Source organism: bacterium (genome assembly GCA_030693425.1).
Taxonomy (GTDB): Bacteria; Patescibacteriota; Minisyncoccia; order Minisyncoccales; family GWA2-46-15; genus GWA2-46-15.
Genome location: JAUYAM010000001.1, coordinates 63,747 through 90,683, shown reverse-complemented (window position 1 = coordinate 90,683; position 26,937 = coordinate 63,747). Strand labels below are relative to the sequence as shown.

Here is a 26,937-nt window from a genome sequence, read left to right as displayed (position 1 = left end):
CAGAAGGATTACACAAAGAGGTTAAGCCCAGAGAGTAAATTTGTCGCCCAGATAGATCTTTTAGAGGATTTATTAGAGGCCTTAGAGCAATACAAAAAGAATAAGAAATTCCCTACCAGGCCCTGGTGGGAACACGCCGATGAGGTTGTTGATAACCCCGTCCTCTTAAAATTTTTAAACGAAATTGAAAAAGAAGAATTGAAGAAATAAATTTCCGGAAGACACCGCCGCCAAGAAAGCGGCGGTTTTGTTCTTTTTCAGCTATAATGTTTCAATGCGGATGAATAACCAGGAACTGGCTAAAATCTTTTCTGCTATCGCCACTTATTTGGAAATGGAAGAGGCTTCTTTCAGATCGAACGCTTATGAAAGGGCGGCTTTGAATCTGGAAGCTCTCGATAAAGAGGTTGGGGAAGTCTACGAGGAAAAAGGGATTAAAGGATTGACGGAAATTCCCGGGATCGGCGTCAATTTAGCTAGAAAGATCGAGGAGTATTTAAAAACTGGTAAGGTTGGATATTATCAGGATTTGAAAAAGAAGACTCCGGTCGACCTCGAGGAACTGATTGCCGTGGAAGGGATCGGCCCGAAAATGGTCAAGGACCTCTGGCATCACTTGAGGATAAGGAATCTCAAGGATCTTGAAAAAGCGGCTTTGGCCGGCAAAATCAGAAACCTGCCGCATTTTGGCATGAAAACGGAAGCCAACATCCTGCAGGGGATACAGTTTCTCAAAAAGAGCAAGGGAAGGTTCTTGCTGGGAGAGATTCTGCCCGAGGTTCAGGAAGTAGTTTCAAAACTCAAAGATTTAAAGGAAATAGAAAGAATCAATCTGGCGGGGTCTTTAAGGCGTGGCAAGGAGACTATTGGCGATGCCGATATTCTCGCAGTCAGCAGAAATCCGAGAAAGGCGGTTGACTTTTTTGTCCATCTGCCAGGAGTAGTCAGGGTTTGGGGCCAAGGATCGACCAAAGCCTCGGTCAGGATGAAAAACGGTTTTGACATTGACCTGCGAATAGTTCCAAATAAAAGCTACGGAGCCGCCCTCCAGTATTTCACCGGTTCAAAAGAGCACAACATTGTCTTGAGGAAAATCGCTATTGAAAAAGGCTTAAAACTCAATGAGTACGGGCTTTTTAAAGGGAAAAGGATGATCGCCAGTGCCGAGGAAAAAGATGTTTATCGAGCTCTAAGCCTTCCTTTTATTGAACCCGAATTAAGAGAGGGCCAGGGAGAGATCGAGGCCGCCCAGCATGGCAGGCTGCCAAAGCTCATCGGCTACAAAGAAATTCTGGGAGATCTTCACTGCCATTCTTCTTGGGACGGCGGCAAGAACACAATTCTGGAAATGGCAAAAACCGCTCAAGAAATGGGTTATCAATATATAGGCATTGCCGACCATACCAAATTTTTACGCCTTGAGCACGGCCTAAATGAAAAACAGTTAATGGCGCAGCGTCGAGAGATAGATATACTAAATACTAAATACCCGCCTTCGCTTAAAGCTACGGCGGGCAGGCAAAATACAAAATTTAGGATTCTTCAGGGATGTGAGGCGAATATATTAAACGACGGCTCAATCGACATTAAAGACGAGGTCCTAGAGAAACTTGATTTTGTCATTGCCGGCGTTCACTCGAGCATGAAAATGCTAAAGAATCAGATGACTCAGAGGATCGTTAAAGCCATGAGAAATCCGAATGTGGATATTATTTCCCATCCGACAGGCCGGATTCTCAAAAAGAGGGATGAGTATCAGGTTGATTTCCCGGCTCTCCTGAAGGCAGCCAAAGAAACCAAAACCGTTTTGGAAATCAATGCTTTCCCGAGCCGCCTCGATCTCAACGATTCAAAGATCCGCCAGGCAAAAGAAGCGGGAGTAAAGATGATTATCAACACCGACGCCCACTCCAGAGAGCACCTGTCTTTGATGGGCTTTGGCATTGGCCAGGCGAGACGTGGCTGGGCAGGGAAAGAAGACGTCATCAATTGTTGGCCCAGAGAGAAACTGTTTAGAAATTTTAAAGCGGAAAAACTCTTCTATAAAACCACATCAGAAACTGCAGTTCTCTAATAAATATTGCTTATGAGAAGAATGAAGGTGTTCTTGGTCGGAGATTAAGGAAAGGCAAAAAGCGGCCAGGTCTTGGCGAAGTTTTTCCGTGAACGGCCCTTTTCTCTCAAAAACCACTCCCGCCTCGTTTACTTTTTCTACTTCAAAAGAAGGATTGTTCCTCAAGAAATTGTTCAATTGGATAATATTTTTAGTCTGTATCGGCCAATAGTTGCAAGGCTGCTTTGGACAAAAATTGAAGATAATAAAAGAGGCGTCGCTGATTCTGGGAAGCAGATAAAGATTTTGACGATGATTCAGATGGGGCAAAAATACTTGGGATGCGGCGACCTTGGCCTGGACATCTTTGGGAATAATGTCCACTAGTTCCTGAAATGCCTCGGTTGGGGCAGAGGGAGATTCTCTGCTGGTAAACTTCCATTCTTGGAAGGGAGACAGGAGATAACTGTATTGAGAGCTATAGACAAGGTTCAGGACCAGAGGAAAAACTAAAAAAAGCATTATTGGCCGGGGGAAGAATAATTTTAATCGATTCGTCTTTTCCCGAGGCGTTCCGCCGATATCGTTTTCCGCCAGCTTCTTTATAAGATAAATAAAGGCGATCGCCGCCAAAGGGGCGAACAAGAGATTGTATTGAAACTTCATAAACGAGAGATATTGGTAGGAGCTTAAGATCTTTTCCGCTAGTTGCGGGAGGAAAAGAACCAAGAGCCACGGTTCGAAAAACAAAGCGGGCGCAAGCGGGAGGATGAAGAAGCTTATCGTCCACCACTTATCCGGAAATTCAGATATTACCCTTAAGATCAGGCCCGGATTCTTGATCATATTTATCACTCCATTCTTTAATCCTTGGTCAAAGCCCGGGAACATCTGAAAGTAAGGACTGCGTTGAACAAAAGAGTAGTTGTAGCTGTTCATGAGGGGGCCGACGATAATAGGAAAAGCAATGATTCCTATCAAGAGAGTTATTATTCCGATCTGGCGCAGGCGCTCCCTGAAAAACACAAATACACCAATAACAGCGACTAGCAATGGCAGGACCTCCCTCGTGAATATGAGCAAACAAATATTGAAAAAATAAAAGAGCCAATTCTTCTTTTGCAGGAAGTAAAAAGCAGCCGAAAGGAACAGCGGTCCGAAGAGGATGTCATGGAAATCAAAACCCAAAAATCCTTGAATTGCCGGAGAGGTGAGATAAAACAAAGAAATTATCAAAATGTAAGAAGGTTTGATTTTCCAATCTCTGCCCCAAAGCCAAAAGAACCAAACTGGCAAAAGAGTAATAATGACCTGGAGGACCAATAGGGCAGAGGGGGTGGGGAAAAGCCAGTAAAACGGCACGAGCAAAGACAGAGCCGGAGCAAAATGATCGCCAAAAACCACCGGAACGTTGCGAAGACTGCTTTCGGGAATCTCGAACCTGCTTAGGTGCCAAACCGCTTGATCGTAGATTGCCAGATCATAGCCGGTGAAATAATTTTCTTGGCGATGGAGCGCAAAAACCGAGTAAAAAGCAACAAAAAGAAGCCAGATTATAAAAATCAGCAGGAGGCCTCTTTTCTCCAACCACCCCTCTTTTTTTAGAGCAATTGTTTCTATAAAAAATCCTAGCGGAGGAGTCAGCAAGACGCTGAAGAAAAAAAGCCCTAGCAGCGAAACCCAAAAGGAATTAAAGACGAGCGGAGACGAGACTGCTATTATAATTAAAGCAATGGCTAACCATGCCGCCCAAAACAACTTCATTCTTTTCTCGGTCAGTTCTTCCACGCTCGTTTTTTATAAATCATCTACCCGTTAAGAATCGGTAGCTTTAAGTAAACATGGCTCATCCTCAAGAAACCCGTGTCGCTATAGTCATCCCCACGCTCAACGAAGCCGATAATGTCCGCAGTCTTTGCGAAAAAGTCTTTTTATATATTCCCGACGCCGCCATTATTTTTGTTGATGATAATTCGACTGACGGAACTAAAGAAATATTGGCCGAGTTAGCTTACCGAAACGGAAGAATAAAGCCGATCTTCAGACAACCGCCAAAGAGCTTCGCTAAGTCTTATTTAGTCGGCCTGAGGGCTGCCCTGCGTCAGGGCGCGTCTTTGATTATCCAGATGGATGCTGATTTTTCCCACGATCCTCGGTATTTGCCCGAGATTTTAGAAAATTTGAGAGATTATCATTTGGTCATTGGTTCTAGATATATTCGAGGGGGAGGAGTAAAGAACTGGCCGTGGCGCAGGCGGTTTTTAAGCCGAGCTGGCAATTTGTTTGCCAAAGCCATGACTGGTTTGAAAATTGGCGATTTGACAGGAGGGTTTTTAGGCTGGCAAGGGGGCTTGTTAAAAAAAGTTTTGTCTGGTCGGTTGAACGTAGACGGTTACGCTTTTTTGATAGAAATGAAAATCTTGGCCCAAGAACAGCACGCCAAGATCAGAGAGGTCCCTATTGTTTTTGTCGAAAGGCGCCAGGGAGCTTCTAAGATGAGCCTCAAAATTATTGGCGAAGCAATCTTGTTCTGTTGCTTGTCTCGGCTTAACAGGTTTCGCAAAATCAACTCACGGAGTTCTGTGTGAATCGGGAGCCAATCGGTTTATCTCGTTATTTGTTCAACAATGGCCCTGAAGATATCGGGTTTGGCTTCTGCCAACTCGGCTAAAATTTTCCTGTCTAGACCGATGTTCTTTTGTTTGAGGAGATTTAAAAACTTGCTGTAGGATATGCCTAGGTTTTTGGCAGCGGCTCCAATCTTAATCTGCCAGAGCCGCCGGAAATCTCTTTTTTTGTTCCGCCGGTCGCGGTAGGCATATTTCTGGGCGTGGAAGATCGCCTCTTTTGCCCGTCTTAATTTTGATTTCCTGCCCCAACGAAATCCCTTGGTCTGTCTCAAGACATTCCTTCTTCTCTTTAGCCTCGGTTTCCCGCCTTTGACTCTAGCCATAATTTAAGATTAGCCGATTAATTTCTTAATCCTTTTTAATTCCGATTTTGAAAGAGGAACTAGCTTTCTCTTTCCTCTTCTCATTTTTCCGGATCTTTTTGCCAAATAATGATTCAAGCCGCATCTTCGGCGCAAGACTTTTCCCGTTTTTGTGATCTTGAAGCGTTTTGAAATAGATTTCCTCATATTCCTAAATTATTGTTTTGAAATAATCATAGTAAAGCCTCGGGGACCTTTCCTGAGGTCGGTTTCCGCTTTGATGGGAATAGCTTTGTCTAAAATTTCTATGAACCGGTTGATTTTATCTTTGGCGACTCCGGCCAGGGCTTTTTCCCGGCCCCGGAGGACCATTTCGATCAAGACCTTGTCGCCTTGGTTTAGGAATTTCTCGGCCTGTCTTGATCTGATTTCCAGATCGTGGAGAGAGATCCCGAAGGAAAGGCGAATGCCTTTTATCTGGCCGCCTTTGTGCTTTTTTATCTCTTTTTGCTTTTTCTCCTGCCAGTAAAGATATTTTCCGTAGTCGGCTAGGCGGCAAACAGGCGGAATCACTTTTTCGGTCACCTGGATTAAATCTAAATTGCGCTCCTGGGCCAGGCGGAGCGCCTCGGTCAACTCGATAATTCCTAGCTGCTTTCCGGTTTCGTCCACCAGCCTGACCTGAGTTGTTCTTATTTGGTTGTTGACGAGTGGTTTTAGGATAGTTTAGAGATTTTTTAGAGTTCTTGGTGGAGGTGCCGAGATTGCACCCGGATCCAGAAATTTTTCCCAAAGAAAATCTACAAGCTTATCCCGATTTTAACTGAAGGCAGAAAGTTGAATCAGGCGAAAAACGTTGTCTGCCATCCTTGGCTTTCGCCAAAATAAAGAACACTTTTCTCGATTGATGACACCAACCTCAATTATCGAGAATCCTTAAGGTCGGCGCTGCTTTAAACGTAAGCTAAAGCAGGTTGAAAAGATAAGTTGGCACTTATTTTTTCTGAAAGTTTAGCGAGGTTTCAGAATACTCGACTTGCTTTTCTTGGGAGTAATTGCTGTCGAAGCTTTTCACCCCCATTGTGAATTATCCTAAGACTTCCCTGATCTCGCGATTTATTTCCCGTTTCTTTATCACCTGCCTCTGATCGATCTTTTTTATCCTTTTTGCCAGAGCGAACTCCAGCTTAATTTTCCCGTCCTTAGTATATATTCTCAAGGGCACGAATGTCAATCCTCTCTGGGAGGCCCTGCCTTTAAGGTAGGATATTTCCGCCTTCCTCATAAGAAGCTTTTTCTCTCTTTCGGGAAGGTAGTCTGAAGGGGCGTTTTTCGGCTGGTAAGCGGGAACGTGGCAGCCGACCAGATAAAGCTCTTCGCCCCTGGAGATAACATAACTGCCGGCCAGGCTTGCCCTTCCTAGCTTGATCGACTTGACCTCTTGCCCCAAAAGGACGAGGCCGGCCTCAAATTTCTCCAGGATCTCGTGGTCAAAAGCGGCTTTTCTGTTTTCGGTGAAAATGCGCATTATTTAATGGTAAGACAAGAATAAGGTCTTGACAACTATTCTTGTTATTGTTAGTAAGATAACACAATACATATAAAGCGTTAACCGGAGTCGCGATCCGGGAGCTGAAGGTAAAATGCCTTACGGAAGCTGAACCGTAAAATCCAGCCGCCGATTTCTTATCCAAGAAGCCGGCCAGAGAGTCCCGCTTTTTAGCGGGAAACCGGGGTGGTACCGCGAGGCAAAAGAAACCTCGTCCCTGTCCATGTTTTAACGTGGCTAGAGACGAGGTTTTTATTTTAGCGAACAATAATATGTGGCAAATAGTTTCAACAATTGAGAGGCGCCGGAGAAACCGAACACTATATTTGGGGCTGTTTGCTATTGTTCAAAAACTACATTAACCATACTACTACAACTTTTTTGAACCATGCCAAACGGCCTCATTCGGGGCCGTTTGTTCTTTCCCAAAAGGAAGCATTCTAGAGGCTCTCTCCCTATCACAAAAAACAGTACATTTTAACCATTCAATTTACAAATAAAAAGTTAATCAAATAAAAACATGAAAAAAGACACTTCTTATATAAAAGTTGCTTCTTACGAAGGAAAAATCGGCCAAGTCAAAAAGGTTGTTCTTCTCTATTCTGGCGGTCTTGATACCAGCTGTATGTTAAAATGGATTCAAGACGCTTATGGCGCAGAGGTGATTACTTTGACGCTGGATTTGGGCCAGCAGATTGAAGATCTTGAGGCGATTAAGAAAAAGGCTTTGAAATTCGGGGCAAAAAAAGCCTATATCATTGACGCTAAAAATGAATTTGCCGATGAATATCTCGCCCCCTTGATTAAGGCTAATGGCGCTTATCAAGGAAATTATTATATTTCCACAGTTTCTAGACCACTTCTTGCCAAATGGGCAGTAAAAATTGCCGAGAAGGAAAAAGCTGATGCTATTGCTCATGGCTGTACGGGCAAGGGCAATGATCAGGTAAGAATCGAAGCCACTGCCTTGACTTTGAATCCGAAAATTAAAATTATTGCTCCTGTTAGAGAATGGTCTATGGGCAGAGAGGAAGAGATTGAATATGCGAAGAAATATGGAATTCCGGTTCCGGCCAATATGGATTTTCCTTATTCTGTTGATGATAATATGTGGGGGATGACTTGGGAGGGGGGAGAAATAGAAGACCCGGCCCTTATCCCGCCGATTGAAAAATTCCTGACAACATATACTTTAGCTGAAAAGGCGCCGAATAAGTCAGAATTGGCGAAGTTGACTTTCAAAAATGGATTGCCCATATCCTTAAACGGAAAGGAGATGAAGCTAACAAAATTGATCGGCGCTTTAAACAAAATCGCCGGTAAGCACGGCGTAGGCGTCGTCCATCACATTGAAGACAGGTTAGTCGGTCTTAAGGTGAGGGGGGTTTATGAATTGCCAGCTGCTCACGTGATTATAACTGCTCACAAAAACCTGGAAAAATATGTTTGCACGAGAGTTGAGAATGAATTAAAAAGCATCCTTGATATAAAGTGGGCTTATCTTGTCTATGGCGCTTTGTGGCTTGAGCCGGTTGTTGAGGACATCAACGCCTTTAATGATAAAATTAACGAGAAGGTGAATGGGGCGGTAACGGTAAAACTTTACAAAGGTTCTGCGGAAGTGGTAGCCATGGAATCGCCAAATGCTCTTTACGACAAACACCTAGCGACCTTTATGAAGGACTATAGTTTTAACCAGAATGCAAGCGCCGGTTTTATTGAGATTTACTCGTTGCAAATGAAATTGGCAAATCAGGTCAAGAATAAGTTGAAATTAGAAAGTTAATACAAAAAAGAATTTTATGAAAAAATCATCAAAACTTTGGGGCGCGGCTTTTACCAAAGAGCCGTCCGAGGCAGTGATTGCGTTTACCGCCGGCCGCGACGTGGCGAGTGTGTTCCCGGCCGATGCAAAATTAATCCCTTACGATCTGTGGACGAACAAAGTTCATGCTCTGATGCTGGGGAAAAACGGGATTATTCCTAAATCTGATGCAGGAAAAATCCTCAAAGGATTACTTAAGCTTGAGCAATTAGTGGCTGCGGGAAAATTTCATCTTGATCCGAGTAAAGAAGATGTTCACACAAACATCGAGTCGTGGCTTACCGAAAAGCTGGGCATTGAGATAGCGGGCAAGCTTCACACGGCGCGCTCGAGAAACGATCAAGTAGTGACCGATATGAGGTTATACCTGCGGGATCAGGTATTGATATTTGTGAGTAATAACATTGGACTCATCCAGACGCTTATCAAACTTGCCGAGACATATAAATCAGTACCATTCCCAGGATTTACTCATCATCAACACGCGATGGTGACGACCTTTGGGCATATCTTGGCCGGTTTTGCGGCGATGATTAGTCGGGATATTGAGCGCCTTAAAGGCTGGTATAGCCTTCATAACGTTAGTCCTTTAGGCAACGCGGTCGCCTACGGTACGAGTTTTCCGGTAGACAGGACATTGACAGCCAAACTTTTGGCTTTTGACGGTCCGGACACGAATTCAATGGATGCTATTACTAATCGCTGGGAGCCGGAAGCGGATTTGGCATATAGCGTCGTCGTTCTTATGAACCATTTGTCGCTTACCGCTCAGACGCTTATTATTCTCGCGACGCCGGAGTTTGGTATGATGAAACTAGCTGACGAATTTTCGACTGGCAGTTCCATTATGCCTCAGAAGAAAAATCCTGATCCCTTGGAGGCAATTAAAGGAAAGGCAGGTTTTGTTTGTGGGCAGCTTTTGAGTTTGCTTTCTATAGGGAAAAGCAATTTTATCGGTTTTAATCGCGACTCGCAATGGACTAAATATATTGTGATGGATCTTTTATCCGAGTGCGAACCGGCGCCGGCGGTTCTTACTGGAGTGCTTTCGACCATGATGGTAAATACCAAGATTATGGAAACTTGGTGCCATAAAGGTTTTATTGGAGCAACCACGCTCATGGAACAATTAGTAACAATATATGCTTTACCGATGCGTCAAGCCAAGGTGCTGGTTGAGAAAGGCGTAAAGGGGAGTGTAGGTCAGGACAGGGTGACATTTACAGCGCTTTGCCAAGCTCTACGGGAGGAGGGTTTAGCGTTGCCGATTACCGAAAGTCAGATTGTTGCGTGGCAAGAGCCGGGAACAATCATCGAACTTACTAAGTCCTTTGGCGGGCCGGGGAAGAAAAGTATGAAGCAAGGATTGACACTTCTTGCTAAACAACTTGCGGGTTATCAGAAGTGGTTTTCGCAGAAAAAGAAAGACAGGGGAAAGGCACTGGAATTACTTGCCGATGCCATCACATCTTTAGGAAAGGAGGGTTACTAGTCCCCTCAATTTTTAAAGGTAAAAATGGTATATTAAAAACAAGATGACTATAAGAGAAAAAATCAGAAATTTGCTCATCCAAGCAATAAAACGAAGCGGTTTTGTTGTTGATTTTGACATTTCTCTTGATGCGTCCGGACAGGAAATTCATGGCGATTATGCGGCCAATGCAGCTTTAATTTTGGCCAAAAAACTTAACCAAGACCCTTTACTCGTGGCAGAAAAAATAAAAACAGCGGTTTTAAAAGCAGGGTCGGGGATCTTTGAAAAAGTGGAGGTGGCCGGCCCCGGCTTTCTCAATTTTTTTCTTTCGAAAGACTATGTTCAAAAACAAATCGGCGAGATTCTACGGGAGGGGAATAAATACGGAAGTTTAAAAATTGGGAAGAGTAAAAAGGTTCAGGTGGAATTTATTTCCGCCAACCCGACCGGCCCCCTGACTATTGGCAACGGCCGGGGAGGATTCTGGGGAGACGTTTTGGCAAACACTCTGACTAAAGCCGGCTTTAGAGTAGAAAAGGCATATTACGTCAACGACTACGGCAATCAAATAATGGCTTTAGGGCATTCGGTCTTAAAAGACGGCGAAGCAAAGTATAAAGGCGACTATATTGATTGGCTGAATAAAGAAGTTAAAGAGAAAGATCCGTATAGGGCAGGAGAAAGGGCGGCCAAGCTCATTATTAAAAAGCTGATTGAAAAAACGGTCGCGAAAATGGGAATTAAGTTTGACGAGTGGATTTCCGAAACCTGGCTCCATAAAACAAAAAGAGTAGACAAGGCCTTGGCAATTTTAAAGAGGAAAAAGTTTCTCTACGAAGAAGAAGACGCCTTGTGGTTTAGGTCCACCACTTTTGGCGATCAAAGAGACAGGGTGGTAGTAAAACGGAACGAATGGAAAACTTATTTAGCAGGGGATGCCGGCCTGCACTATTACAAGTTTTCCGAAAAGAAGTTCGCTAAAGTTATCAACATCTGGGGAGCGGATCATTGGGGAGATGCTCCGGGTTTGCAAGGAGTGGTCGAGGCCTTGGGGCACAAAGGCAAGCTCGAAATCCTTTTCCATCAATTTATCACTCTTTTTAAAGGCGGCCAAGAATTAAGAATGTCCAAAAGGGCCGGCGTCTACGTGACCATGGATGAGCTTTTGGAAATGGCGGGCAGGGATGCCACCCGGTTCTTTTTTCTGCAAAAGGCAGCTGGCACTCATTTAAACTTTGATGTCGATCAGGCTAAAGAGCAGTCTGCCAAGAACCCGGTCTATTATGTCCAATACGCACACGCAAGAATCTCCAGCATTATAAAAAAACTCAAAATTCAAAACTCCCGCCTGCGCGCCTCCTCCGCCGAAGCGGCTGCGAAGGCCGGGCAAGGCTTCGGCGGGCAGGCAAAAAGCAAAATTACATATCAAAAATTAAAATTATTAAACCATCAAAGCGAACTAGCGCTCATTAAGCAGTTGATCCGCTTGCCCGAGGTTGTTGAGGATACTGCCAAAGACTATCAGGTTCAAAGGCTGCCGCAGTACGCGCTTGATCTGGCCACGTCTTTTCACCAGTTTTACCGCGACTGCCGGGTAATAACCGAAGACAAGAATCTGGCCAAGGCAAGGCTGGCCCTGATTTTGGCAACCAAAATTGTTCTTAAAAACACTCTTGACCTCATGGGGATCACGGCTCCTGAGAGAATGTAGATAAACGGGATGATGTAGGTAAAAACATAAAGAGAGGAAACAAAAGGGGATAAGATTACAGAATTATAGATTGTTAAGATTGCGGCCGCAATCTTAACGATCTTTCAAGAAACGTAAATGTTATAATAGAGGAATGAGTAAATACAAATACTATTTCAGAAAACCCAAGTCAGAGATTGCGAAAGATATTTTAACCGTTCTGATGTTAACCGGCGCGATCTGTATTGCCGCTACCTCGCCGTATTTCGGCGTTAACTTAATGCGCGCTTTTAAATATAGGAAAAAATATGGGAAGAAGCGCAAAAAGACAATTTATAACACTTTCTACCGTCTCAAGAGAGAAGGATATATTGATTTTAACATCGACAATCATCAACTTTACATCAATCTGACCGACGAGGGACGCAAAAAAGCGGGCAGGTTTCAAATAGACGCTCTGGAAATAAAAAAACCGGCAAAATGGGATAAAAAGTGGCGGGTGGTAATTTTTGATATTCCGGATTTAGACCGGATCAAAAGAGAAGCGTTCCGCGGCAAACTCAAAGAATTGAGTTTCTATCAGCTGCAAAAAAGCGTCTGGGTCTATCCTTACAATTGTTGCGACGAGATAGAACTACTAAGAGAATTCTTCGGCTTGGGCAGAAAAGAAATTTACATAATTACGGCAAGCGCCATTGAAGGCGGCGATTTTCTTAAAAAAGAATTCGGTTTGAAATAATTTTTATCCAATTAATATTTAGTCAAATTTATTAAGATCGTTAATTAGGCGTACGCAATCTTAACGAGGAAGCGATATAGAATACAAAATGGGATATAAAAATAGAATACAGAAACATCTGTTGGAAAATACCCATTGCGGAAAACGCCTGTTTGGGATTCAAAAAGATCATCTATTCGAGAGTTTTCGAAATCATCCTAATTGTTTAAATATTCCAATTACCCATTCAATCATTGAAATTAAGGGGAAAATTGTGCTACTATATGTAATATGCGGTTGAGAAATCATTATTTTTTGTTGCGGCACGGCCAGACAAATTATCAGAAAATAGGTTTGTTTTATCCTTGGCCTGATAGCTCCAAGGTGTGCTTGACCAGAAAGGGCAGAACTGATATCGCCAGGGTTGCCAAAAACTTAAAGAAAGTAAAGATTGACCTGATTTTTTCCTCAGATTTGTTTCGGACCAAACAAACAGCCGGAATAATCACTCATACCCTCGGCTTAAAAGTTATTTTTGACATGCGACTGCGTGATATTAATTTCGGCGTTTATCATGGTCAGTCCAAAGAGATCTTTAATCACGATTTCCCATTATCAAGATTGATGGCTAGGTTCAAAGAACGACCAAAGGGGGGCGAAAATTGGAACGAGGCCAGGCAAAGAGTTAAGAGCTTTTTGGCAGAAATTGAAAAAAGGCATCAGGGCAAGAATATCTTAATCGTCGGTCACGGCGGCCCCTTGTTATTATTGGAAGGCTTGATGAAAAGCTGGTCCGACCAATGTCTCGTGAATATTGTTCTGGCCAAAAAACAGATTAAAGTGGGTGAATTGAGAGAAATTTAAATGGCAGAGTTTAATTTTTTTGAAAAAGAAGAAAAAATTCTCAAGTTCTGGAAAGAGAACCGGATTTTTGAGAAGTCCGTTGAGAATCGGTCCAAGGACAACCCCGCCTCTTTTTACGACGGTCCGCCCTTCGTCACCGGCGTGCCTCATTACGGCCATCTTTTGGGCAGCATTGCCAAGGATATTATTCCCAGATATCTGACGATGAAAGGAAAAAGAGTCAGGCGGGTTTGGGGCTGGGATTGCCATGGTTTGCCGATTGAAAACAAAGTGGAGCAGAAACTCGGCTTAAAAAACCGGAGAGACATTGAAAAAATAGGCCTTTTAAAATTCATTGAAGAGTGCAAAAAATACGTTGCCGAGACCTCGGCCGAATGGGATTGGTACATTGACCACATCGGCCGCTGGGTAGATATGAAGAATGCCTACAAGACCATGGATTTGTCTTATATGGAGTCGGTCATTTGGGTTTTCAAAAAACTTTATGACCAAGGATTAATTTACAAAGGGATGAGAATTTCCCTTTTTTGCCCCAGATGTTCTACGCCGGTTTCCAACTTTGAGATCGCGATGGATAATTCTTACGCTGACAGGATGGATACGGCCATTACGATGAAGTTTAAAGTTATTGATCAACCGTTCCTCGAAAAACATAAAATTAAGGAGCCGTGTTATTTACTGGCTTGGACGACTACGCCTTGGAGTTCGGTCAGCACCATGGGTTTGGCAATCGGAGAAAAATTTACTTATCAATTGGTTGAGGCCGGCCAAGAATATTACTTAATGGCCAAAAACCGGGCAGAAGAAATCATGGCCGGCAAGGACCATGAAATCATTAAAGATATTTCCGGCAAGGATATTTCAGGATTAAAATACGAGCACATTTTCGATTATTACCAAAAGCAGTTTTCAGAATACAAAACTTGGCCAACTGATTATGTTTCCGAACAGGAGGGCACCGGCATCGTCACCATCAATGGCGCTTTCGGCGAAGCGGATATGGAATCAGCCAAGAAATACGAGCTGCCCATTATTGTTAATGTTGACGAAGAGGGAAAATTTACCGACGAAGTTGTTTTGGCGCCGGGCCAGTATGTCAAAGAAGCAGAGCCGGTTGTCATTGAGGACATAAAGAAAAGAAATTTACTATTCAAGGAAGAAAAAATTACTCACTCTTATCCTCTTTGTTATCGCTGCGAAACGCCTTTAATCTACCGCGCCCAAGATAGCTGGTTTATTGACGTCCAGAAATTAAAGCCCCGGTTATTAGAAAAAAACCAGAATATTCATTGGGTGCCGGAACATTTTAAAGAAGGCCGTTTTACCGATGGCATTAATACCGCTCCTGACTGGGGAATTTCCCGAGCTCGCTATTGGGCAACGGCGATGCCGGTTTGGGAGTGCGAGAAATGCCAGGCAAGAGAGGTATTTGGATCGATCGCGGAAATTGAAAAGAGAAGCCAGCAAAAAGTTAAAGATTTACACCGGCCGTTCATTGATGAAATTGTTTTTTCCTGCCAAAAATGTTCTGGCCAAATGAATCGGGTAAAAGATGTTTTGGATTGCTGGCTTGATTCCGGCTCTATGCCTTATGCGGAAAGGCATTATCCTTTCGAAAATAAAGACGATTTTGAGAAAAGTTTTCCTGCTGACTATATTTCCGAATACACGGGCCAGGTCAGGGCATGGTTTTATGTCCTTCATGTTTTATCAACCGCATTGTTCGACTCGCATTGTTTTAAAAATGTCGTGGTTTCAGGCGTGATTATGGGCACGGACGGCCGCAAGATGTCAAAATCATTCCATAATTATCCTGATCCCAGAGGCGTTATTGAAAAATACGGCGGAGACGCTCTTCGCCTTTACCTAATGGGCAGTCCGACCATGGCCGGCCAGGATATGAATATTTCTGAAGAAGGGGTGAAGGAGCAGGTGAAGCAGATTAATCTTATTTACTGGAATAGTTATAATTATTTCAGGACATTTGCTGATTTGCATAATTTTGATCCCCAAAAGCAGTTAGAGGATTCTATTGAAAATCCTTTAGACGCTTGGCTTTTGAGCCGGGCCAATAGATTTCTCAAAGAGTTTACTCAATTATTAGATGATTATCACGTTCCCGAATCAGTGCGGCTGGTGCCAGGGTTTTTAGACGATTTGTCCCGATGGTATATAAGAAGGAGTCGCGACCGGCTGAAGTCAGGGGACAAGCAATCCTTGAGCGCCCTTTATAAGGCCTTGATTTTGTTTACTAAGGTTGTGGCTCCGGTAATGCCTTTCTTGACAGAAGAAATCTACAAAGAGTTGAGAGAAAAAATGGAGTCGGTCCATCTTGAGGATTGGCCCAGAGTCCAGGAAGAATTAATCAATGAAAAATTAGAGAAAGAAATGGCTTTAGTCAGGCAAGTCTGCGGCCTAGGGAATGCCGCCAGAAAAGAGTCGGGCATTAAATCCAGGCAGCCGCTAGCGAAGTTCAAAGTTCAAGGGTCAAAGTTCAAAGTTGGCGAAACAGAATTACTAAATTTGATAAAAGAGGAACTGAATATCAAGGAAATAGAGCTTGTTGATACTATAAAAAAGGAGCCGGGCTGGGTAATGAAAACAGAAGGGAAATTACAGGTTTCTTTGAGCACTGAAATAACTCCGGAGTTAATGCAAGAGGGCCTGCTTCGGGATTTCATGAGAGAAATTCAGGAAAAAAGAAAGAAGGCGGGTTTAAAGCCCCAAGATAAAATTATTGTCTATTACCAAGGGGCGCAAAACCAGTTACAATTTTTAACAAAGAACAGGGAGAAAATCTTAAAAGAAGTGATTGCTACTGATTTGATTCTGGCAGACAATGAGAAATTCGCTCCCCAAGACGAAGTGAAGCTTGGCGGAGGCAAGTTTTTACTGAAAGTTGAAAAGTCATAAGCTTCGTGTTTTTATACCATCGAACCCAAGGGTTTGTTTTAAAAAAAGAGAACAGGGGAGAAGCCGACCAGCTTTTTACGGTTTTTACCAAGGATTTCGGTAAAATCGTCGTCCTGGCCAAGGCGGTTCGCAAGCCGAGTTCAAAATTGAGGGGCGCGATCGACGTTTTTTATCTGTCGGAAATCGAGTTTATCCAAGGGAAAATCCAAAAAACCCTGACTGGCGCTTTGTTAGTCGAGAACTTTTTCGGCATCAGAAAGAACCTTTTAAAACTCAGGCTTGCCTATAGTTTCAGTAAAATCTTCTGCGGCCTGGTAAGAGATCAAGAATCAGACGACAATCTCTGGCTGATGCTCAAAAAGTTTTTTTTCAAACTCAATCAGGAAGAATTAGTTCCAGCCAAAGCCTCATTGTTCTATCATTTCTTTTTCTGGAAGTTTTTAAGCCTTTTGGGATATCGCCCGGAACTGGACAAATGCCTTTATTGCCGGAAGCAGACATTCTCGGCTCAGGTTTTTTGGGCGGTCAAGGAAGGGGGATTGGTTTGTAAAAATTGTCTCAATAAAGTAAAAACAAAGGTAGGGAAGCTGGATGCCGGACTCGTCAAGACTTTAAAGATTTTCCTTGATCAGGACTGGGAAGCTTTAAAAGCGCTGAAAATCGAACCCGAACCGCTTCAAGATTTAAAAATTATCAGCAGGCATTATCTTTACCATATTTTTGAGGGAAAATAGAATTATGTCTAGAAAACTCATTCGTCCGATCATCATTCTGGTTCTGGCTCTGGTCGGTTTTGGCTTTTGGTACTTCCAGAGAAACGTCTTCTCAAAAGACACCTTAAAGCTGGAAATCTTGGGGCCGGATACGGTCGAGGTCGGCCAGAAAGTTGATTACGTCCTGAAATACAAGAACAACGGCGAAATCACCTTGACCGGCGCCAGGCTGACCTTTGAATATCCGGAGGACTCTTTAGTGGAGGACGGAAAACTCAGGCTTGAAAAAGAAATAGGCGACATTTATCCGGGAGAGGAGAAAACTATCACTTTTCAGGCAAGAATCTTGGGAAGAGAAAACGAATTAAAAAAGGCGAAAGCCTGGCTGGAGTTTCAGCCCAAGAACCTGAGAGCCCGCTACGAAGTTTCGACCACCCAGGCGGCGGTCATTAAATTTTCCCCGCTGACTTTTGAATTAGATATTCCCTCGAGGATCGAGGCAGAGAAAGACTTCAGCTTTTCCCTGAATTATTTTTCCAACATCGATTATCCGCTTTCCCAATTGAGAGCAAAGATTGATTATCCTTCGGGCTTTGAATTTATAGAAAGTAGCCCCCAGGCCATGGAAACAAATGAGTGGCAGATACCAATTCTCAACAAGACCGAGGGCGGAAGGATCAGGATTTCCGGGAGAATCAAGGGAGAGGTCGGCGAGCAAAAGGTTTTTAAGGCAAGCTTAGGAATCTGGCAAGGAGGAAAGTTCGTCCTCTTGAAGGAAACGGCCAAGGGGGCGGAGATCATCAAGCCCATGGTTTATCTGTCGCAGCTGGTCAACAACTCTTCTGACTACACTGCCAATGCCGGTGATTTTCTCCATTACGAAGTCTTTTTTAAGAATATCGGAAATTCTCCTTTCGAGAACCTGTTTCTGGTGGTCGGCCTTGACGGTTTGCTTTTTGATCTGGAAACCCTGAGAGCCGAAAGCGCCAATTACCATCAGGGCGACAGTTCTCTGGTCTGGGACTGGAAAAAGAATCCCCAGCTCAAGTTTCTGGACGAGGGCGAAGAAGGCAAGGTTGAGTTCTGGATTAATCTGAAACAAGATTTCCTCTTAACAGAAGCGAAGGCCAAGAACTTGCTTCTGAAAAACAGCGTCAGCCTGGCTCCGGCCAGGGAAGAGTTTGCCGTCAAAGTAAATTCAAAGCTGGTTTTGGAACAGCAAGGCTTTTTCAATGATGAAGTTTTTGGCAACTCCGGCCCCCTGCCGCCAAGAGTCGGCCAGCCGACCACCTTTACCGTTATCTGGAAGCTAAAAAATTATTATAATGATCTGAGGAACGTTAAGGTTAAGTCAACCCTGCCTTCTTTTGTCAGCCTGACCGGTCAGCTTTTTCCCCGAGATTCTTCGTTTGTTTTCGACAGCCAGTCGAGAGAGATTATCTGGGAGGTCGGAGAAGTTCAGGCCGGCCAAGGGGTCGGCGGAGAAGGCCCTAATCTTTCTTTCCAGGTTTCTTTGAATCCCAGCGCTTCCCAGCAAGGCCAGACAGCCGAGATTATCAATAAGTCCCAGGCTTTTGGCGACGATACCTGGACCCAAGACGCGGTTGCTTCTGCTATTCAGACGCTCACTACCGGCCTTTTGAGCGACGAAGGCTTTACTCCCAGCCAGGGAATAGTTCAATAATTTTATAAGCGTATTAGTATATTCGTAAAAATTAGTAATTCGTAGGAAAATTAAGTATGGCAATAGTGTGTAGCTCTACGAATTACGAATAAGTACGAATATACGAATTATGAAATATATGGAGGATTTAATGCAAAAAATTGTTAGTTTGTGCAAAAGAAGGGGCTTTGTTTTTCCTGGGAGCGAGATTTATGGAGGATTGCAGGGTTTTTACGACTATGGCCCCTTGGGATCGGAACTGAAAAATAATCTCAAACAGTTGTGGTGGCGCTGGATGACAAAGGAACATGATAATATTGTCGGCATTGACGGCGCCATTATTACCCATCCAAAAGTTTGGGAGGCCAGCGGCCATGTTAAAAGTTTTGTTGATCCGCTTTCAGAATGTAAAAAGTGCCATCATCGTTTCAAGGCAGATGATCTAAAAGGCGATAATTGTCCAGATTGCGGCGGCAAATTAACCGAACCAAGAAATTACAATATTCTGGTATCAACCGAGTTGGGAGTAATTGAGGGCGAGAAAACAAAAACCTATCTTCGAGGCGAGGCCTGCCAAAATATTTATTTGAACTTTAAGAACGTCTTACAATCAAGCCGGCTGCAAATCCCTTTTGGCATTTGTCAGATCGGTAAGGCTTTCAGGAATGAAGTTACCCCGGGAAATTTTCTTTACCGGCAGAGAGAATTTGAACAGTGGGACCTCCAATGGTTCATTAATCCCAAAGAGGCAGACAAATGGTTTGAGTTTTGGAAAGAGGAGAGAATGAAGTGGTACAAAAGCTTGTTTACTCATCCGGAAAATCTCGGATTCTATCAACACGATAAATTGGCTCATTATGCAAAAAAAGCCTTTGATATCGAATATTCGAAATCTCCGTTTGGCAGCAAAGAAATAGAAGGGATTCATTGGCGGGGAGATTGGGACCTTTCAAGGCACGGAGAATATTCCGGCCAGGATCTAAATTATACCGATCCGACTACCAACGAGAAATTCATCCCCTGGATTATAGAGACCTCTGGCGGAGTTGACCGAATGTTTTTATTCTTAATGATTGATGCTTATACCGAAGAAAAAGATAGAATCGTTTTAAAGCTGAATCCAAGGATCGCGCCTTACAAAGCAGCGGTTTTTCCACTTTTAGCTAATAAGCCCGAGTTGGTAGAGAAAGCCAGGGAGGTTTTTGAAATGTTAAAAATTGATTTTTCAGTTGCCTGGGACGACAGGGGCAATATCGGCAAAAGATATTACAGCCAGGACGAGATTGGTACGATTCTGGGGATTACTTGCGATTTTCAGACACTTGATGACAATACGGTTACTCTAAGAGATAGGGATACAAAAACTCAAATAAGATTAGGCATTTCTGAACTACGCGATGTGATTCAAAAGGTTCTAAACGGGGAAGAATTTTCTAAACTTGGTAAAGTTAAAATCAATCCATTCAAACATGCTAAAAAGAGTACTTCTTCCAAACGGCCTTAGGGTTTTGTTCTATCCAATGAAGAGCACCGAAGCGGCAACGATTTTGTTTTTGGCGAGGGCTGGTTCCAAATACGAAACTAAAGACCTAAATGGCATTTCCCACCTGCTTGAACATTTGCTTTTCCGGGGAACAAGGAAATGGCCGAAGCCAACCAGCATCTCCCAAGAGCTAGACCAGATCGGAGGCTTCTACAACGCTTTCACCGACAAGGAAATCTTAGGAATCGTTATCAAAGTTGGAACCGAGAACTTTTCTTTGGCGGTAGATATCTTAGCCGATATGGTAATCAGCCCTTTGTTCAAGGAAGACGGAATTGCCAAGGAGAAGAAAGTCGTCGTCGAGGAAATCAATATGAGAGAAGACGATTCCCAGACATTGGTTCTCGACCTTTGGGAAAAGCTTTTGTACGGGGATCAGCCGGCCGGCTGGCTGACCATCGGCACGAAAGAGACCGTCGGCTTGATTTCCAGAAAAGACCTTTTTCGCCACCTTCGGGATTCTTTTGTCGCCAAAAACTCAACTGTCGTTGTCGCCGGAAATCTGAAGGAAGATGAGGTCAGGCGGGGGATCGAAAAAAGATTTTCTGTTTTGGACAAAACACGAGGAAAAGAAAAGCTTTCTGCCAAAGAGAATCAAAAAGAGTCCGAGGTGCTTTTGCATTATAAGAAGACCGATCAGACGCACCTTTGCCTTGGAGTCAGGACGGTGGATGCTTTTTCGCCAAAAAAGTATCCTCTGGCCGTAATTTCGGCTTTGCTGGGGGGAATGATGAGCTCTCGGCTTTTCGTCGAGGTCAGGGAAAAAAGAGGCTTGGCCTACTATCTGCGGACTTTTTCTGAGCACTATACCGATACCGGCTATCTGGTAACCCACGCCGGCCTTAATAATGAGAAAGTTTTAGAAGCGGTCAAAATTATTTGCAGACAGTACCAAAAACTCAAGACAGAAAAAATATCCGGGCAGGAGCTGACAAAAATCAAAGAGAATCTGCGAGGGCGCTTAAAACTTGGGCTGGAGACTTCCGACGACTTCGCTTCTTTTTATGGCCTTCAAGAGATTCTCGGAGGAGAAGTCTTGAGCCCTGATCAAAAATGGCAAAAGATTGCCAAAATCACTCCAGATGATATTCTTAAAGTTGCCAGAGAGTTTTTCCAGCCGCAAAAGCTAAATTTGGCCTTGATCGGCCCTTGTAAGGACAAGGAAAAGATTTTAAGAGTTCTTAAGAGAATTTAACATGGAAAAAGTCACTTTCGAGTTTTCCTGGGAAACAATTTTTAAGATAGGATTTTTGGCAGTTTCGATTTACATTCTTTATCAGGTGAAGGAGATTTTGATCTGGGTGCTTTTTGCTTTAGTGATCTCTCTTTTATTCAATCCCCTGATCGAGTATCTCCAGGGCAAAAAGGTTCCGAGAACGATTGCTGCGGTCATCGTCTATTCCCTGGTTTTTGGCGTTTTTGCCGTTTCGATCTACATTTTCGCCCCCTTGATGATAGTGGAAGTCCATCATTTCTCCGAAGGTTTCCCCGAGTATTTTGAGAAAATTTCTCCTTCTCTCAGAGGTCTGGGGGTTGCAGGCTTTGAGAACTTTGAGAACTTTATTGACCTGGCGGAAAGAACTCTTTCCCGGGTCGCCGAAAACATTTTCAGTGCCCTCTTTTCTATTTTTGGGGGGATTTTCACGACAATTTTCATTATTTCTTTAGGCTTTTTTCTGTCTTTGGAGGAGCGGGCTTTCGAAAAGTCGTTTTCCCTGTTCTTTCCAGCGGAGTTTGAAAACGTGGCTTTGGATCTTTGGAAAAGATGCCAAAAAAGGGTCAGCGGCTGGTTTCTCACCAGAGTCGCCAGCTCTTTGTTTGTCGGCGTCTTGACATATATTGCCCTTTTGGTTTTAGGCGCAAACTATCCTTTCTCTTTTGGAATTTTGGCGTTTCTTTCTAATTTTATTCCGTTTGTCGGGCCATTTATAATTGGCATTTTTATTTTTGTCCTTCTCGTTTTGACAAGCCCAGTAAAAGCAGTTTTAGCAATAATTATTTTTATTTTAATCCAGCAAATTGAAGGAAGTATTTTAACTCCCGTTCTAAGTAAAAAATTCATCGGCCTATCTCCCTCTTTAGTTCTAATATCTTTGGCGGTCGGCGGAGTCCTCGGCGGGATGTGGGGAGCGATTTTGGGGATTCCTTTACTCGGGATTTTACTCGAGTTTTTACGAGATTTTCTGAAAAAGAAAAAAGAATTTTCTTCGTAAATTTGAAATTTGAAATTTGAAATTTGCAATTTTATACATTGTCGCTACTCCTATCGGTAATTTGCAGGATATCGGCTCCCGCGCCATCGAAGTATTAAAGGGAGCTGATTTGATTTTGGCTGAAGACACGAGGGTAACCAAAAAACTTTTAAACCATTACAACATTAGAACGCCGGTTTTGAGTTATCATCAGCACAGCCAATTGCAGAAAGTTGATTCTATCCTTAAGCTTTTGGAGAGAGGGAAAAACTTAGCCTTGGTTTCCGACGCCGGCACTCCCGGGATTTCAGATCCGGGCAATAAGTTAGTGAGAGAAGTGGCTGAGTCATTAAGTGATAAAGTGGCAATAGTGTCGATCCCTGGCCCCTCGGCTTTGGCCGCGGCGGCCAGCGTCTGCGGCTTCCCGATGGACAAGTTTTTATTCCTGGGTTTTCCGCCAGCAAAGAATAAAAGGCAAAGATTTTTTAAAGAAGTTTTAGAATCAAAGTACCCGGTAGTTTTATACGAGTCATCCCATCGGATTTTAAGAACCCTAGAGGAGTTGAATAGTATACTAAATACCAAATACCAAATACTAAATACTCGTTTGGTGGTTTGTCAGGAGCTGACCAAAATGTTCGAAAAAACTTATCGAGGGACAATTTCAGAAGTTCTTGATAAGATGAAAGGCCAGGATTTAAGAGGAGAATTCGTGATTATTCTTAGCAATCAAAAAGTTAGAAAAGATGAATAAATTCTATATTACCGCTGCAATACCTTACGCAAATTCCAAGCCCCATACTGGGCATGCGTTGGAATTCGTTCAGGTTGATGCGCTTAAAAGGTATCATCAGCTTTTAGGCGAGGAAGGGTTATCTCTTTCCGGCGGGGATGAAAACGCTCTGAAAAATGTTCAGGCGGCAGAGAAAGCCGGCCGGCCGCTCAAGGAATTTATTGACGAAAATACGGAAGCCTTTCGGCAACTAGCAATAAAATTAAACGGCGAGTTTAATGTCTGGCAGAAAGGCAGTGATCAGAACCATCATTTTCTCTCGAGCCAAAAACTTTGGGAACGGTGCGCTCAAAACGGGGATATCTATAAAAAACCATATAAGGGACTTTATTGCGTTGGCTGCGAAGCTTTTTACACTCCAGAGGATTTAAATGAAAAAGGCGAATGTCCCGAGCATGGCGGCAAAAAACTTGATCAGGTGGAAGAAGAGAACTATTTCTTTGCGCTTTCAAAATATCAAGATAAGATCGTCCAGCTTATTGAGGACGGAGATCTTAAAATCGTACCTGAGTTCAGAAAGAACGAGGTGCTAAGTTTTCTGAAAAGCGGTCTTTCTGATATTTCTATTTCCCGGTCCAATGAAAGAGCGAAGGATTGGGGCGTGCCGGTGCCGGGAGATCCGTCTCAAAAAATCTACGTCTGGATGGACGCTTTAAATATTTATCAAAGCGGCATTGGTTTTGGCTGGGATGAAGAGATGTACCAGAAGTGGTGGCCGGCGGATGTTCATGTCATTGGGAAAGGAATCAGCCGGTTTCACGCCGTCTATTGGCCAGCTTTTTTACTCTCGGCCGGACTTCCTCTTCCTAAATGCGTCTTAATCCATGGTTATCTGACAGTTGACGGGAAAAAGATAAGTAAGTCCGACCCATCAACGGTTATTGATCCGGCCCCGATTATCGAAAAATATGGCGCCGACGTTATCCGTTATTATCTCTTAGCTAAAGTTTCTCCGTTTGAAGATGGAGATTTCTCCGAGAGCAAGCTGAAAGAGGTTTATAACGCTGATTTGGCCAACGGCTTGGGCAACCTTGTTTCCCGAGTTCTGACAATGGTGAAGAACTACTGCGGCGGGAAAGTTCCTAAAGTTAACCGAGACCCAGACAGCCATCCATTAAGGATTGATGAAAATATCTATAATTGGAAAAAGAGTTGGGCGGATTTAGATAAAAACATGGCTGAATACCGGTTTAACGACGCTTTAGCTGCTGTCTGGCGGTTTATCAGCGAGGCGGACAAATATATTGACCAACAAAAGCCTTGGGTTTTGGCCAAGGAGGGGAAACAAGAGGACTTAAATTGGGTTTTGTACGGGCTTTTGGATTCTTTACATCAGGTTGCCTGGCAAATATACCCATTTTTACCGGAGACGAGCCGAAAAATCGCTGAGGCTTTGGGCATCCAAAAAATATTGGTTAAAAATCCTTTAAACAAGGATAGCTGGACTAACATTAAACCCGGGACAGAAATCAAAAACCCAGGCCCGCTTTTCCCGAAAATAGAGGCATAGCGCTCTTGACAATAGGTTTTGATTGGCTATGATGAGAATTACAAAACTATGTCAGAAAGTTTTCGCGGATTAAATTTAACTATTAATCTTTTGGTCATTAACCTTGGACAAAGGCCAGAGGGTTTAATTAGGAAATCTTGAAACCATAAATCTACCATATCTTAGTTCCAACCCCCTGGCCTGCAGCCAGGGTTTTTTAGTCCTCGGGTTTTCAGTTCGGACATTGGCCGTCGAGGAAGCGACTGGCGGCCAATCTCGGCCCAAAAGCCCGAGACAGTCCTTTTAAAATTCAATTTTCTGGAGGAAAGTAAAATGGCAAGAAACCCTTTTCGTGGTCCGGGTAAAAGAAGTATCTGTCCAGCTACCAGCAGGAAGGGAAAAAGGCGCTGGTGGCGGCAATTTTGGAAAACTTGGCGGATCGAAAACGGTTCGTCCAAAAAAACAAAATAGGAAGTAGAAAAGAATCCCTCGTTAGGAGATCCGGCGGGGGATTTTTTCTTGCTTGTCCTTGACAAGAACTTTGATAAGTGGTTAAATGATAATATCCAATATGAAGAAGATTGCGACCGCAAAATTTTGGTTTTATTCCTACTTTTTAACCCTCGCGGGAGGCAATCTTTTGACTGTGCGTTAATTCTCTAAAAACCAATAACGATAGACAGAAGAAGCCTCCCCAGAGGCCTTTTTTTAATTCAAACAAACGCAATTATGGCTAAAAAAATAAGAAAACCAAATAAAGAGTTAAATCAAATTAGTTTTTGGTTTTATTATCCTTTTATTTCCACGAGGCCAGCTTTGGGGCGTGGAGAGGATAATGATTAACTCTTCTTAGGAAAAATCCTTTCAACTCTCTACAACTGGTCTCGCGGAGACCAGTTTTTAGTTCTTTTAAAATCTCTATACAAAAGAAAGGAGAGTTTGAGATGAACGTTGTTGTCAACCCTAAGGGATTTGTATTAAACGATAAGCTCCCGGAAACAATTGCCTTGGAAATTCTGGAAAGAGCCGAAAAAGATGAATACTGGAGAATGATTATTGATTTAGGTGAGGCGGGAGTCACCTTAGCCGTTCCAGAAAATCTCATCGGAGCATTTCAGCAAATCGGTTTTAACTGTCGCCTGATAAAAGTAGGCGAAGGGCCAGGAGATTTAGAAACAATCAAAGAATCGGTGGCGTGGATTTACGATCCTCATAGCCTCGTTAAAACCATCCCTGAGAAGATGGTGGCTTCTACTCATTATCCCTGGTCAGCTTTTGCCAAGATAATCAAAGTAGATATTGAGGGTATGTCAGCGGTTATTTCCGTCGGAGACGATAAAAGAAAATTAGACCTTTCTTCCCGTCGTTTCCAGGCAGATTTGTCTAAGGCCCTGGAAAAAATAGCGGCGGCATCCAAGCCGTTACAGCTGACATTGCCCGATATAGCTTCTGGAATGACAACAATAGAAAAAGAGATTGGGTTTTACCGATCTTTGTTGTCAATTAAAATGGCCGGTTACTCACCGTCTCGGGGAAGTGTCGCCGAAGGCATTCTGAGGATTATCATCGCCCACACGGAAGAAAAGATTGAAGTTCCGGCAGCAGAGTTGGCGCGGCTCGCTAATATTATCAAAACCTATGTGCGTCGCAATCAACCCGTACCAATCACGCTTTCCTTTGCTATCGGCACAAGAATTCCTAACCCATTAAAGTTCAAGGAGGTCATTGCCTTTCCAACACTCGCTTGGCTATATCTCGCTTTTTTCTTCGCTTTGATCAACGAGAAAGTGAAGACGATTTATGAGCCAGGGTTGAGGGTTGTGATCTTTGATGAAGCGACGCTTTTTGCTTCACTAACAGGGCTTGAGCCGGCAAGCGTGATGCAGATGCTTTCTATCTGTAGGAAACTTTTCTCTGCGCTTGGGGCGCCAGTCGAGGTTGTCGAATTGAAGCCAGACCTTTTTCCAGTAAAGGAGGTAGAAGCAATTAACGTCGGTGTAGATTTCGACCAAACTTACGCTGTCGCCTGCAGTCTGCCAGATATGCTTCAAATGGACGTGATGGCTGACCTTTATATTAGACGAGATAGGAACTATCAGGCCCTTCGGCTCATGATGGGAGAAGATTTGTGGCGGAAGGCGGAGATTACAGCCGTCGCTATGGCAAAGCTTTTGGCCTATCGAAAAAGAGCAAGAATCTTTTCCCGTATCTTGGGCGTGAATGACTTCATTGATGCTTGCATTACCGATAAGGCGGCGAGAATTGTCTTTGACGTCACTGCCAATGCTTTATTAAACCACGGGATGCCCGTAGTTTCTCGTCTCGCTGACGGCGCCCATAAAATGTGGATTGTGCCGGAGTACCGGATAAGCTTTGAACATCCAAAGGCGAAACAAGTAAAGATTTCACCACTAGAGTTCGGCTTAACGGGTGAGCCATACGTTTTCTACTATGTTGTATAGAGAAAAGTGGGGGCTATTGTAAACTACAGTAGCCCCCGGTTCTTTAAAGTAAATTTATTATGTT

The 26,937-nt window shown here is 43.4% G+C and carries 22 protein-coding genes and 1 other RNA gene; 17 read left to right on the top strand and 6 right to left on the bottom strand.

The window, feature by feature from the left end; translation table 11 throughout:
* On the top strand, positions 1–210 hold a 210-nt coding region (locus tag Q8N16_00405), incomplete at its 5' end, for a hypothetical protein (protein MDP3093211.1).
* A gap of 64 nt (positions 211–274) precedes the next feature.
* Entirely contained in the window at positions 275–2,074 is a 1,800-nt protein-coding gene (gene polX, locus Q8N16_00400) for a DNA polymerase/3'-5' exonuclease PolX (protein ID MDP3093210.1), read from the top strand.
* On the opposite strand, the gene Q8N16_00395 is transcribed toward polX, so the two are convergent.
* On the bottom strand, positions 2,054–3,841 hold the full coding sequence (locus tag Q8N16_00395; protein ID MDP3093209.1) for a DUF2079 domain-containing protein: 1,788 nt from the start codon (positions 3,839–3,841) through the stop codon (positions 2,054–2,056). The genes polX and Q8N16_00395 overlap by 21 nt on opposite strands.
* 53 nt (positions 3,842–3,894) lie before the next feature.
* On the opposite strand from Q8N16_00395, the gene Q8N16_00390 reads away from it, so the two are divergent.
* Positions 3,895–4,641: a polyprenol monophosphomannose synthase gene (locus Q8N16_00390; GenBank protein MDP3093208.1), complete on the top strand. Its 747-nt coding sequence runs from the start codon at positions 3,895–3,897 to the stop codon at positions 4,639–4,641.
* Positions 4,642–4,658: 17 nt separating this feature from the next.
* On the opposite strand, the gene rplT is transcribed toward Q8N16_00390, so the two are convergent.
* The 5 genes from rplT to smpB all read right to left on the bottom strand — a co-directional run bounded on the left by rplT (position 4,659) and on the right by smpB (position 6,513).
* Complete coding sequence (gene rplT, locus Q8N16_00385; GenBank protein MDP3093207.1) at positions 4,659–5,006, bottom strand: 50S ribosomal protein L20; 348 nt, start codon at positions 5,004–5,006, stop codon at positions 4,659–4,661.
* 9 nt (positions 5,007–5,015) lie between these two features.
* On the bottom strand, positions 5,016–5,192 hold the full coding sequence (locus tag Q8N16_00380; protein ID MDP3093206.1) for a 50S ribosomal protein L35: 177 nt from the start codon (positions 5,190–5,192) through the stop codon (positions 5,016–5,018).
* Positions 5,193–5,201: 9 nt separating this feature from the next.
* Entirely contained in the window at positions 5,202–5,708 is a 507-nt protein-coding gene (gene infC, locus Q8N16_00375) for a translation initiation factor IF-3 (protein ID MDP3093205.1), read from the bottom strand.
* 24 nt (positions 5,709–5,732) lie between these two features.
* Positions 5,733–6,064, bottom strand: a transfer-messenger RNA (tmRNA) gene (gene ssrA / locus Q8N16_00370).
* 8 nt (positions 6,065–6,072) lie between these two features.
* A complete protein-coding gene (gene smpB, locus Q8N16_00365) occupies positions 6,073–6,513 on the bottom strand; it encodes an SsrA-binding protein SmpB (protein MDP3093204.1) in 441 nt (146 codons plus the stop codon).
* Positions 6,514–7,054: 541 nt separating this feature from the next.
* Between smpB and Q8N16_00360 the strand changes: the two genes are divergently transcribed.
* The 14 genes from Q8N16_00360 (at position 7,055) to Q8N16_00295 (ending at position 26,873) form a co-directional block, all read left to right on the top strand.
* Positions 7,055–8,320, top strand: coding sequence for an argininosuccinate synthase (locus tag Q8N16_00360; GenBank protein ID MDP3093203.1), 1,266 nt, complete (start codon positions 7,055–7,057; stop codon positions 8,318–8,320).
* A gap of 16 nt (positions 8,321–8,336) precedes the next feature.
* A complete protein-coding gene (gene argH / locus Q8N16_00355) occupies positions 8,337–9,851 on the top strand; it encodes an argininosuccinate lyase (GenBank protein MDP3093202.1) in 1,515 nt (504 codons plus the stop codon).
* 43 nt (positions 9,852–9,894) lie between these two features.
* A complete protein-coding gene (gene argS, locus Q8N16_00350; GenBank protein MDP3093201.1) occupies positions 9,895–11,544 on the top strand; it encodes an arginine--tRNA ligase in 1,650 nt (549 codons plus the stop codon).
* A 133-nt stretch (positions 11,545–11,677) separates the two neighbouring features.
* Positions 11,678–12,262: a hypothetical protein gene (locus Q8N16_00345; protein ID MDP3093200.1), complete on the top strand. Its 585-nt coding sequence runs from the start codon at positions 11,678–11,680 to the stop codon at positions 12,260–12,262.
* A gap of 270 nt (positions 12,263–12,532) precedes the next feature.
* Entirely contained in the window at positions 12,533–13,105 is a 573-nt protein-coding gene (locus Q8N16_00340) for a histidine phosphatase family protein (protein MDP3093199.1), read from the top strand.
* Positions 13,106–16,018 (top strand): isoleucine--tRNA ligase, encoded by a 2,913-nt coding sequence (ileS, locus tag Q8N16_00335; GenBank protein MDP3093198.1) that lies wholly within the window; start codon positions 13,106–13,108, stop codon positions 16,016–16,018.
* Between the two features lie 5 nt (positions 16,019–16,023).
* Positions 16,024–16,752, top strand: a complete 729-nt coding sequence (recO, locus tag Q8N16_00330) for a DNA repair protein RecO (protein MDP3093197.1) — start codon at positions 16,024–16,026, stop codon at positions 16,750–16,752.
* 4 nt (positions 16,753–16,756) lie between these two features.
* Entirely contained in the window at positions 16,757–18,415 is a 1,659-nt protein-coding gene (locus Q8N16_00325; GenBank protein ID MDP3093196.1) for a hypothetical protein, read from the top strand.
* A 118-nt stretch (positions 18,416–18,533) separates the two neighbouring features.
* The gene (locus Q8N16_00320; protein MDP3093195.1) at positions 18,534–19,898 is read left to right on the top strand and encodes a glycine--tRNA ligase; all 1,365 of its coding nucleotides are present in this window, start codon (positions 18,534–18,536) and stop codon (positions 19,896–19,898) included.
* Positions 19,864–21,132, top strand: a complete 1,269-nt coding sequence (locus Q8N16_00315) for a pitrilysin family protein (GenBank protein ID MDP3093194.1) — start codon at positions 19,864–19,866, stop codon at positions 21,130–21,132. Before Q8N16_00320 ends, Q8N16_00315 begins: the two co-directional genes overlap by 35 nt.
* A 1-nt stretch (position 21,133) precedes the next feature.
* Positions 21,134–22,150, top strand: coding sequence for an AI-2E family transporter (locus tag Q8N16_00310; GenBank protein ID MDP3093193.1), 1,017 nt, complete (start codon positions 21,134–21,136; stop codon positions 22,148–22,150).
* Positions 22,151–22,166: 16 nt separating this feature from the next.
* The gene (gene rsmI, locus Q8N16_00305) at positions 22,167–22,883 is read left to right on the top strand and encodes a 16S rRNA (cytidine(1402)-2'-O)-methyltransferase (protein ID MDP3093192.1); all 717 of its coding nucleotides are present in this window, start codon (positions 22,167–22,169) and stop codon (positions 22,881–22,883) included.
* Positions 22,876–24,432: a methionine--tRNA ligase gene (metG, locus tag Q8N16_00300; GenBank protein ID MDP3093191.1), complete on the top strand. Its 1,557-nt coding sequence runs from the start codon at positions 22,876–22,878 to the stop codon at positions 24,430–24,432. The genes rsmI and metG overlap by 8 nt, the downstream gene beginning before the upstream one ends.
* A gap of 923 nt (positions 24,433–25,355) precedes the next feature.
* Positions 25,356–26,873: a hypothetical protein gene (locus Q8N16_00295; protein ID MDP3093190.1), complete on the top strand. Its 1,518-nt coding sequence runs from the start codon at positions 25,356–25,358 to the stop codon at positions 26,871–26,873.
* Positions 26,874–26,937 lie beyond the last annotated feature (64 nt).

Coding starts and splice junctions, on each gene's coding strand:
- ileS (MDP3093198.1), top strand. CDS start 13,106: ATGGCAGAGTTTAATTTTTTTGAAAAAGAAGAAAAAATTCTCAAGTTC.
- Q8N16_00380 (MDP3093206.1), bottom strand. CDS start 5,192: ATGAGGAAATCTATTTCAAAACGCTTCAAGATCACAAAAACGGGAAAA.
- Q8N16_00390 (MDP3093208.1), top strand. CDS start 3,895: ATGGCTCATCCTCAAGAAACCCGTGTCGCTATAGTCATCCCCACGCTC.
- Q8N16_00320 (MDP3093195.1), top strand. CDS start 18,534: ATGGAGGATTTAATGCAAAAAATTGTTAGTTTGTGCAAAAGAAGGGGC.
- rplT (MDP3093207.1), bottom strand. CDS start 5,006: ATGGCTAGAGTCAAAGGCGGGAAACCGAGGCTAAAGAGAAGAAGGAAT.
- Q8N16_00345 (MDP3093200.1), top strand. CDS start 11,678: ATGAGTAAATACAAATACTATTTCAGAAAACCCAAGTCAGAGATTGCG.
- argH (MDP3093202.1), top strand. CDS start 8,337: ATGAAAAAATCATCAAAACTTTGGGGCGCGGCTTTTACCAAAGAGCCG.
- Q8N16_00360 (MDP3093203.1), top strand. CDS start 7,055: ATGAAAAAAGACACTTCTTATATAAAAGTTGCTTCTTACGAAGGAAAA.
- metG (MDP3093191.1), top strand. CDS start 22,876: ATGAATAAATTCTATATTACCGCTGCAATACCTTACGCAAATTCCAAG.
- smpB (MDP3093204.1), bottom strand. CDS start 6,513: ATGCGCATTTTCACCGAAAACAGAAAAGCCGCTTTTGACCACGAGATC.
- Q8N16_00315 (MDP3093194.1), top strand. CDS start 19,864: ATGCTAAAAAGAGTACTTCTTCCAAACGGCCTTAGGGTTTTGTTCTAT.
- polX (MDP3093210.1), top strand. CDS start 275: ATGCGGATGAATAACCAGGAACTGGCTAAAATCTTTTCTGCTATCGCC.
- Q8N16_00310 (MDP3093193.1), top strand. CDS start 21,134: ATGGAAAAAGTCACTTTCGAGTTTTCCTGGGAAACAATTTTTAAGATA.
- Q8N16_00295 (MDP3093190.1), top strand. CDS start 25,356: ATGAACGTTGTTGTCAACCCTAAGGGATTTGTATTAAACGATAAGCTC.
- Q8N16_00325 (MDP3093196.1), top strand. CDS start 16,757: ATGTCTAGAAAACTCATTCGTCCGATCATCATTCTGGTTCTGGCTCTG.
- argS (MDP3093201.1), top strand. CDS start 9,895: ATGACTATAAGAGAAAAAATCAGAAATTTGCTCATCCAAGCAATAAAA.
- Q8N16_00340 (MDP3093199.1), top strand. CDS start 12,533: ATGCGGTTGAGAAATCATTATTTTTTGTTGCGGCACGGCCAGACAAAT.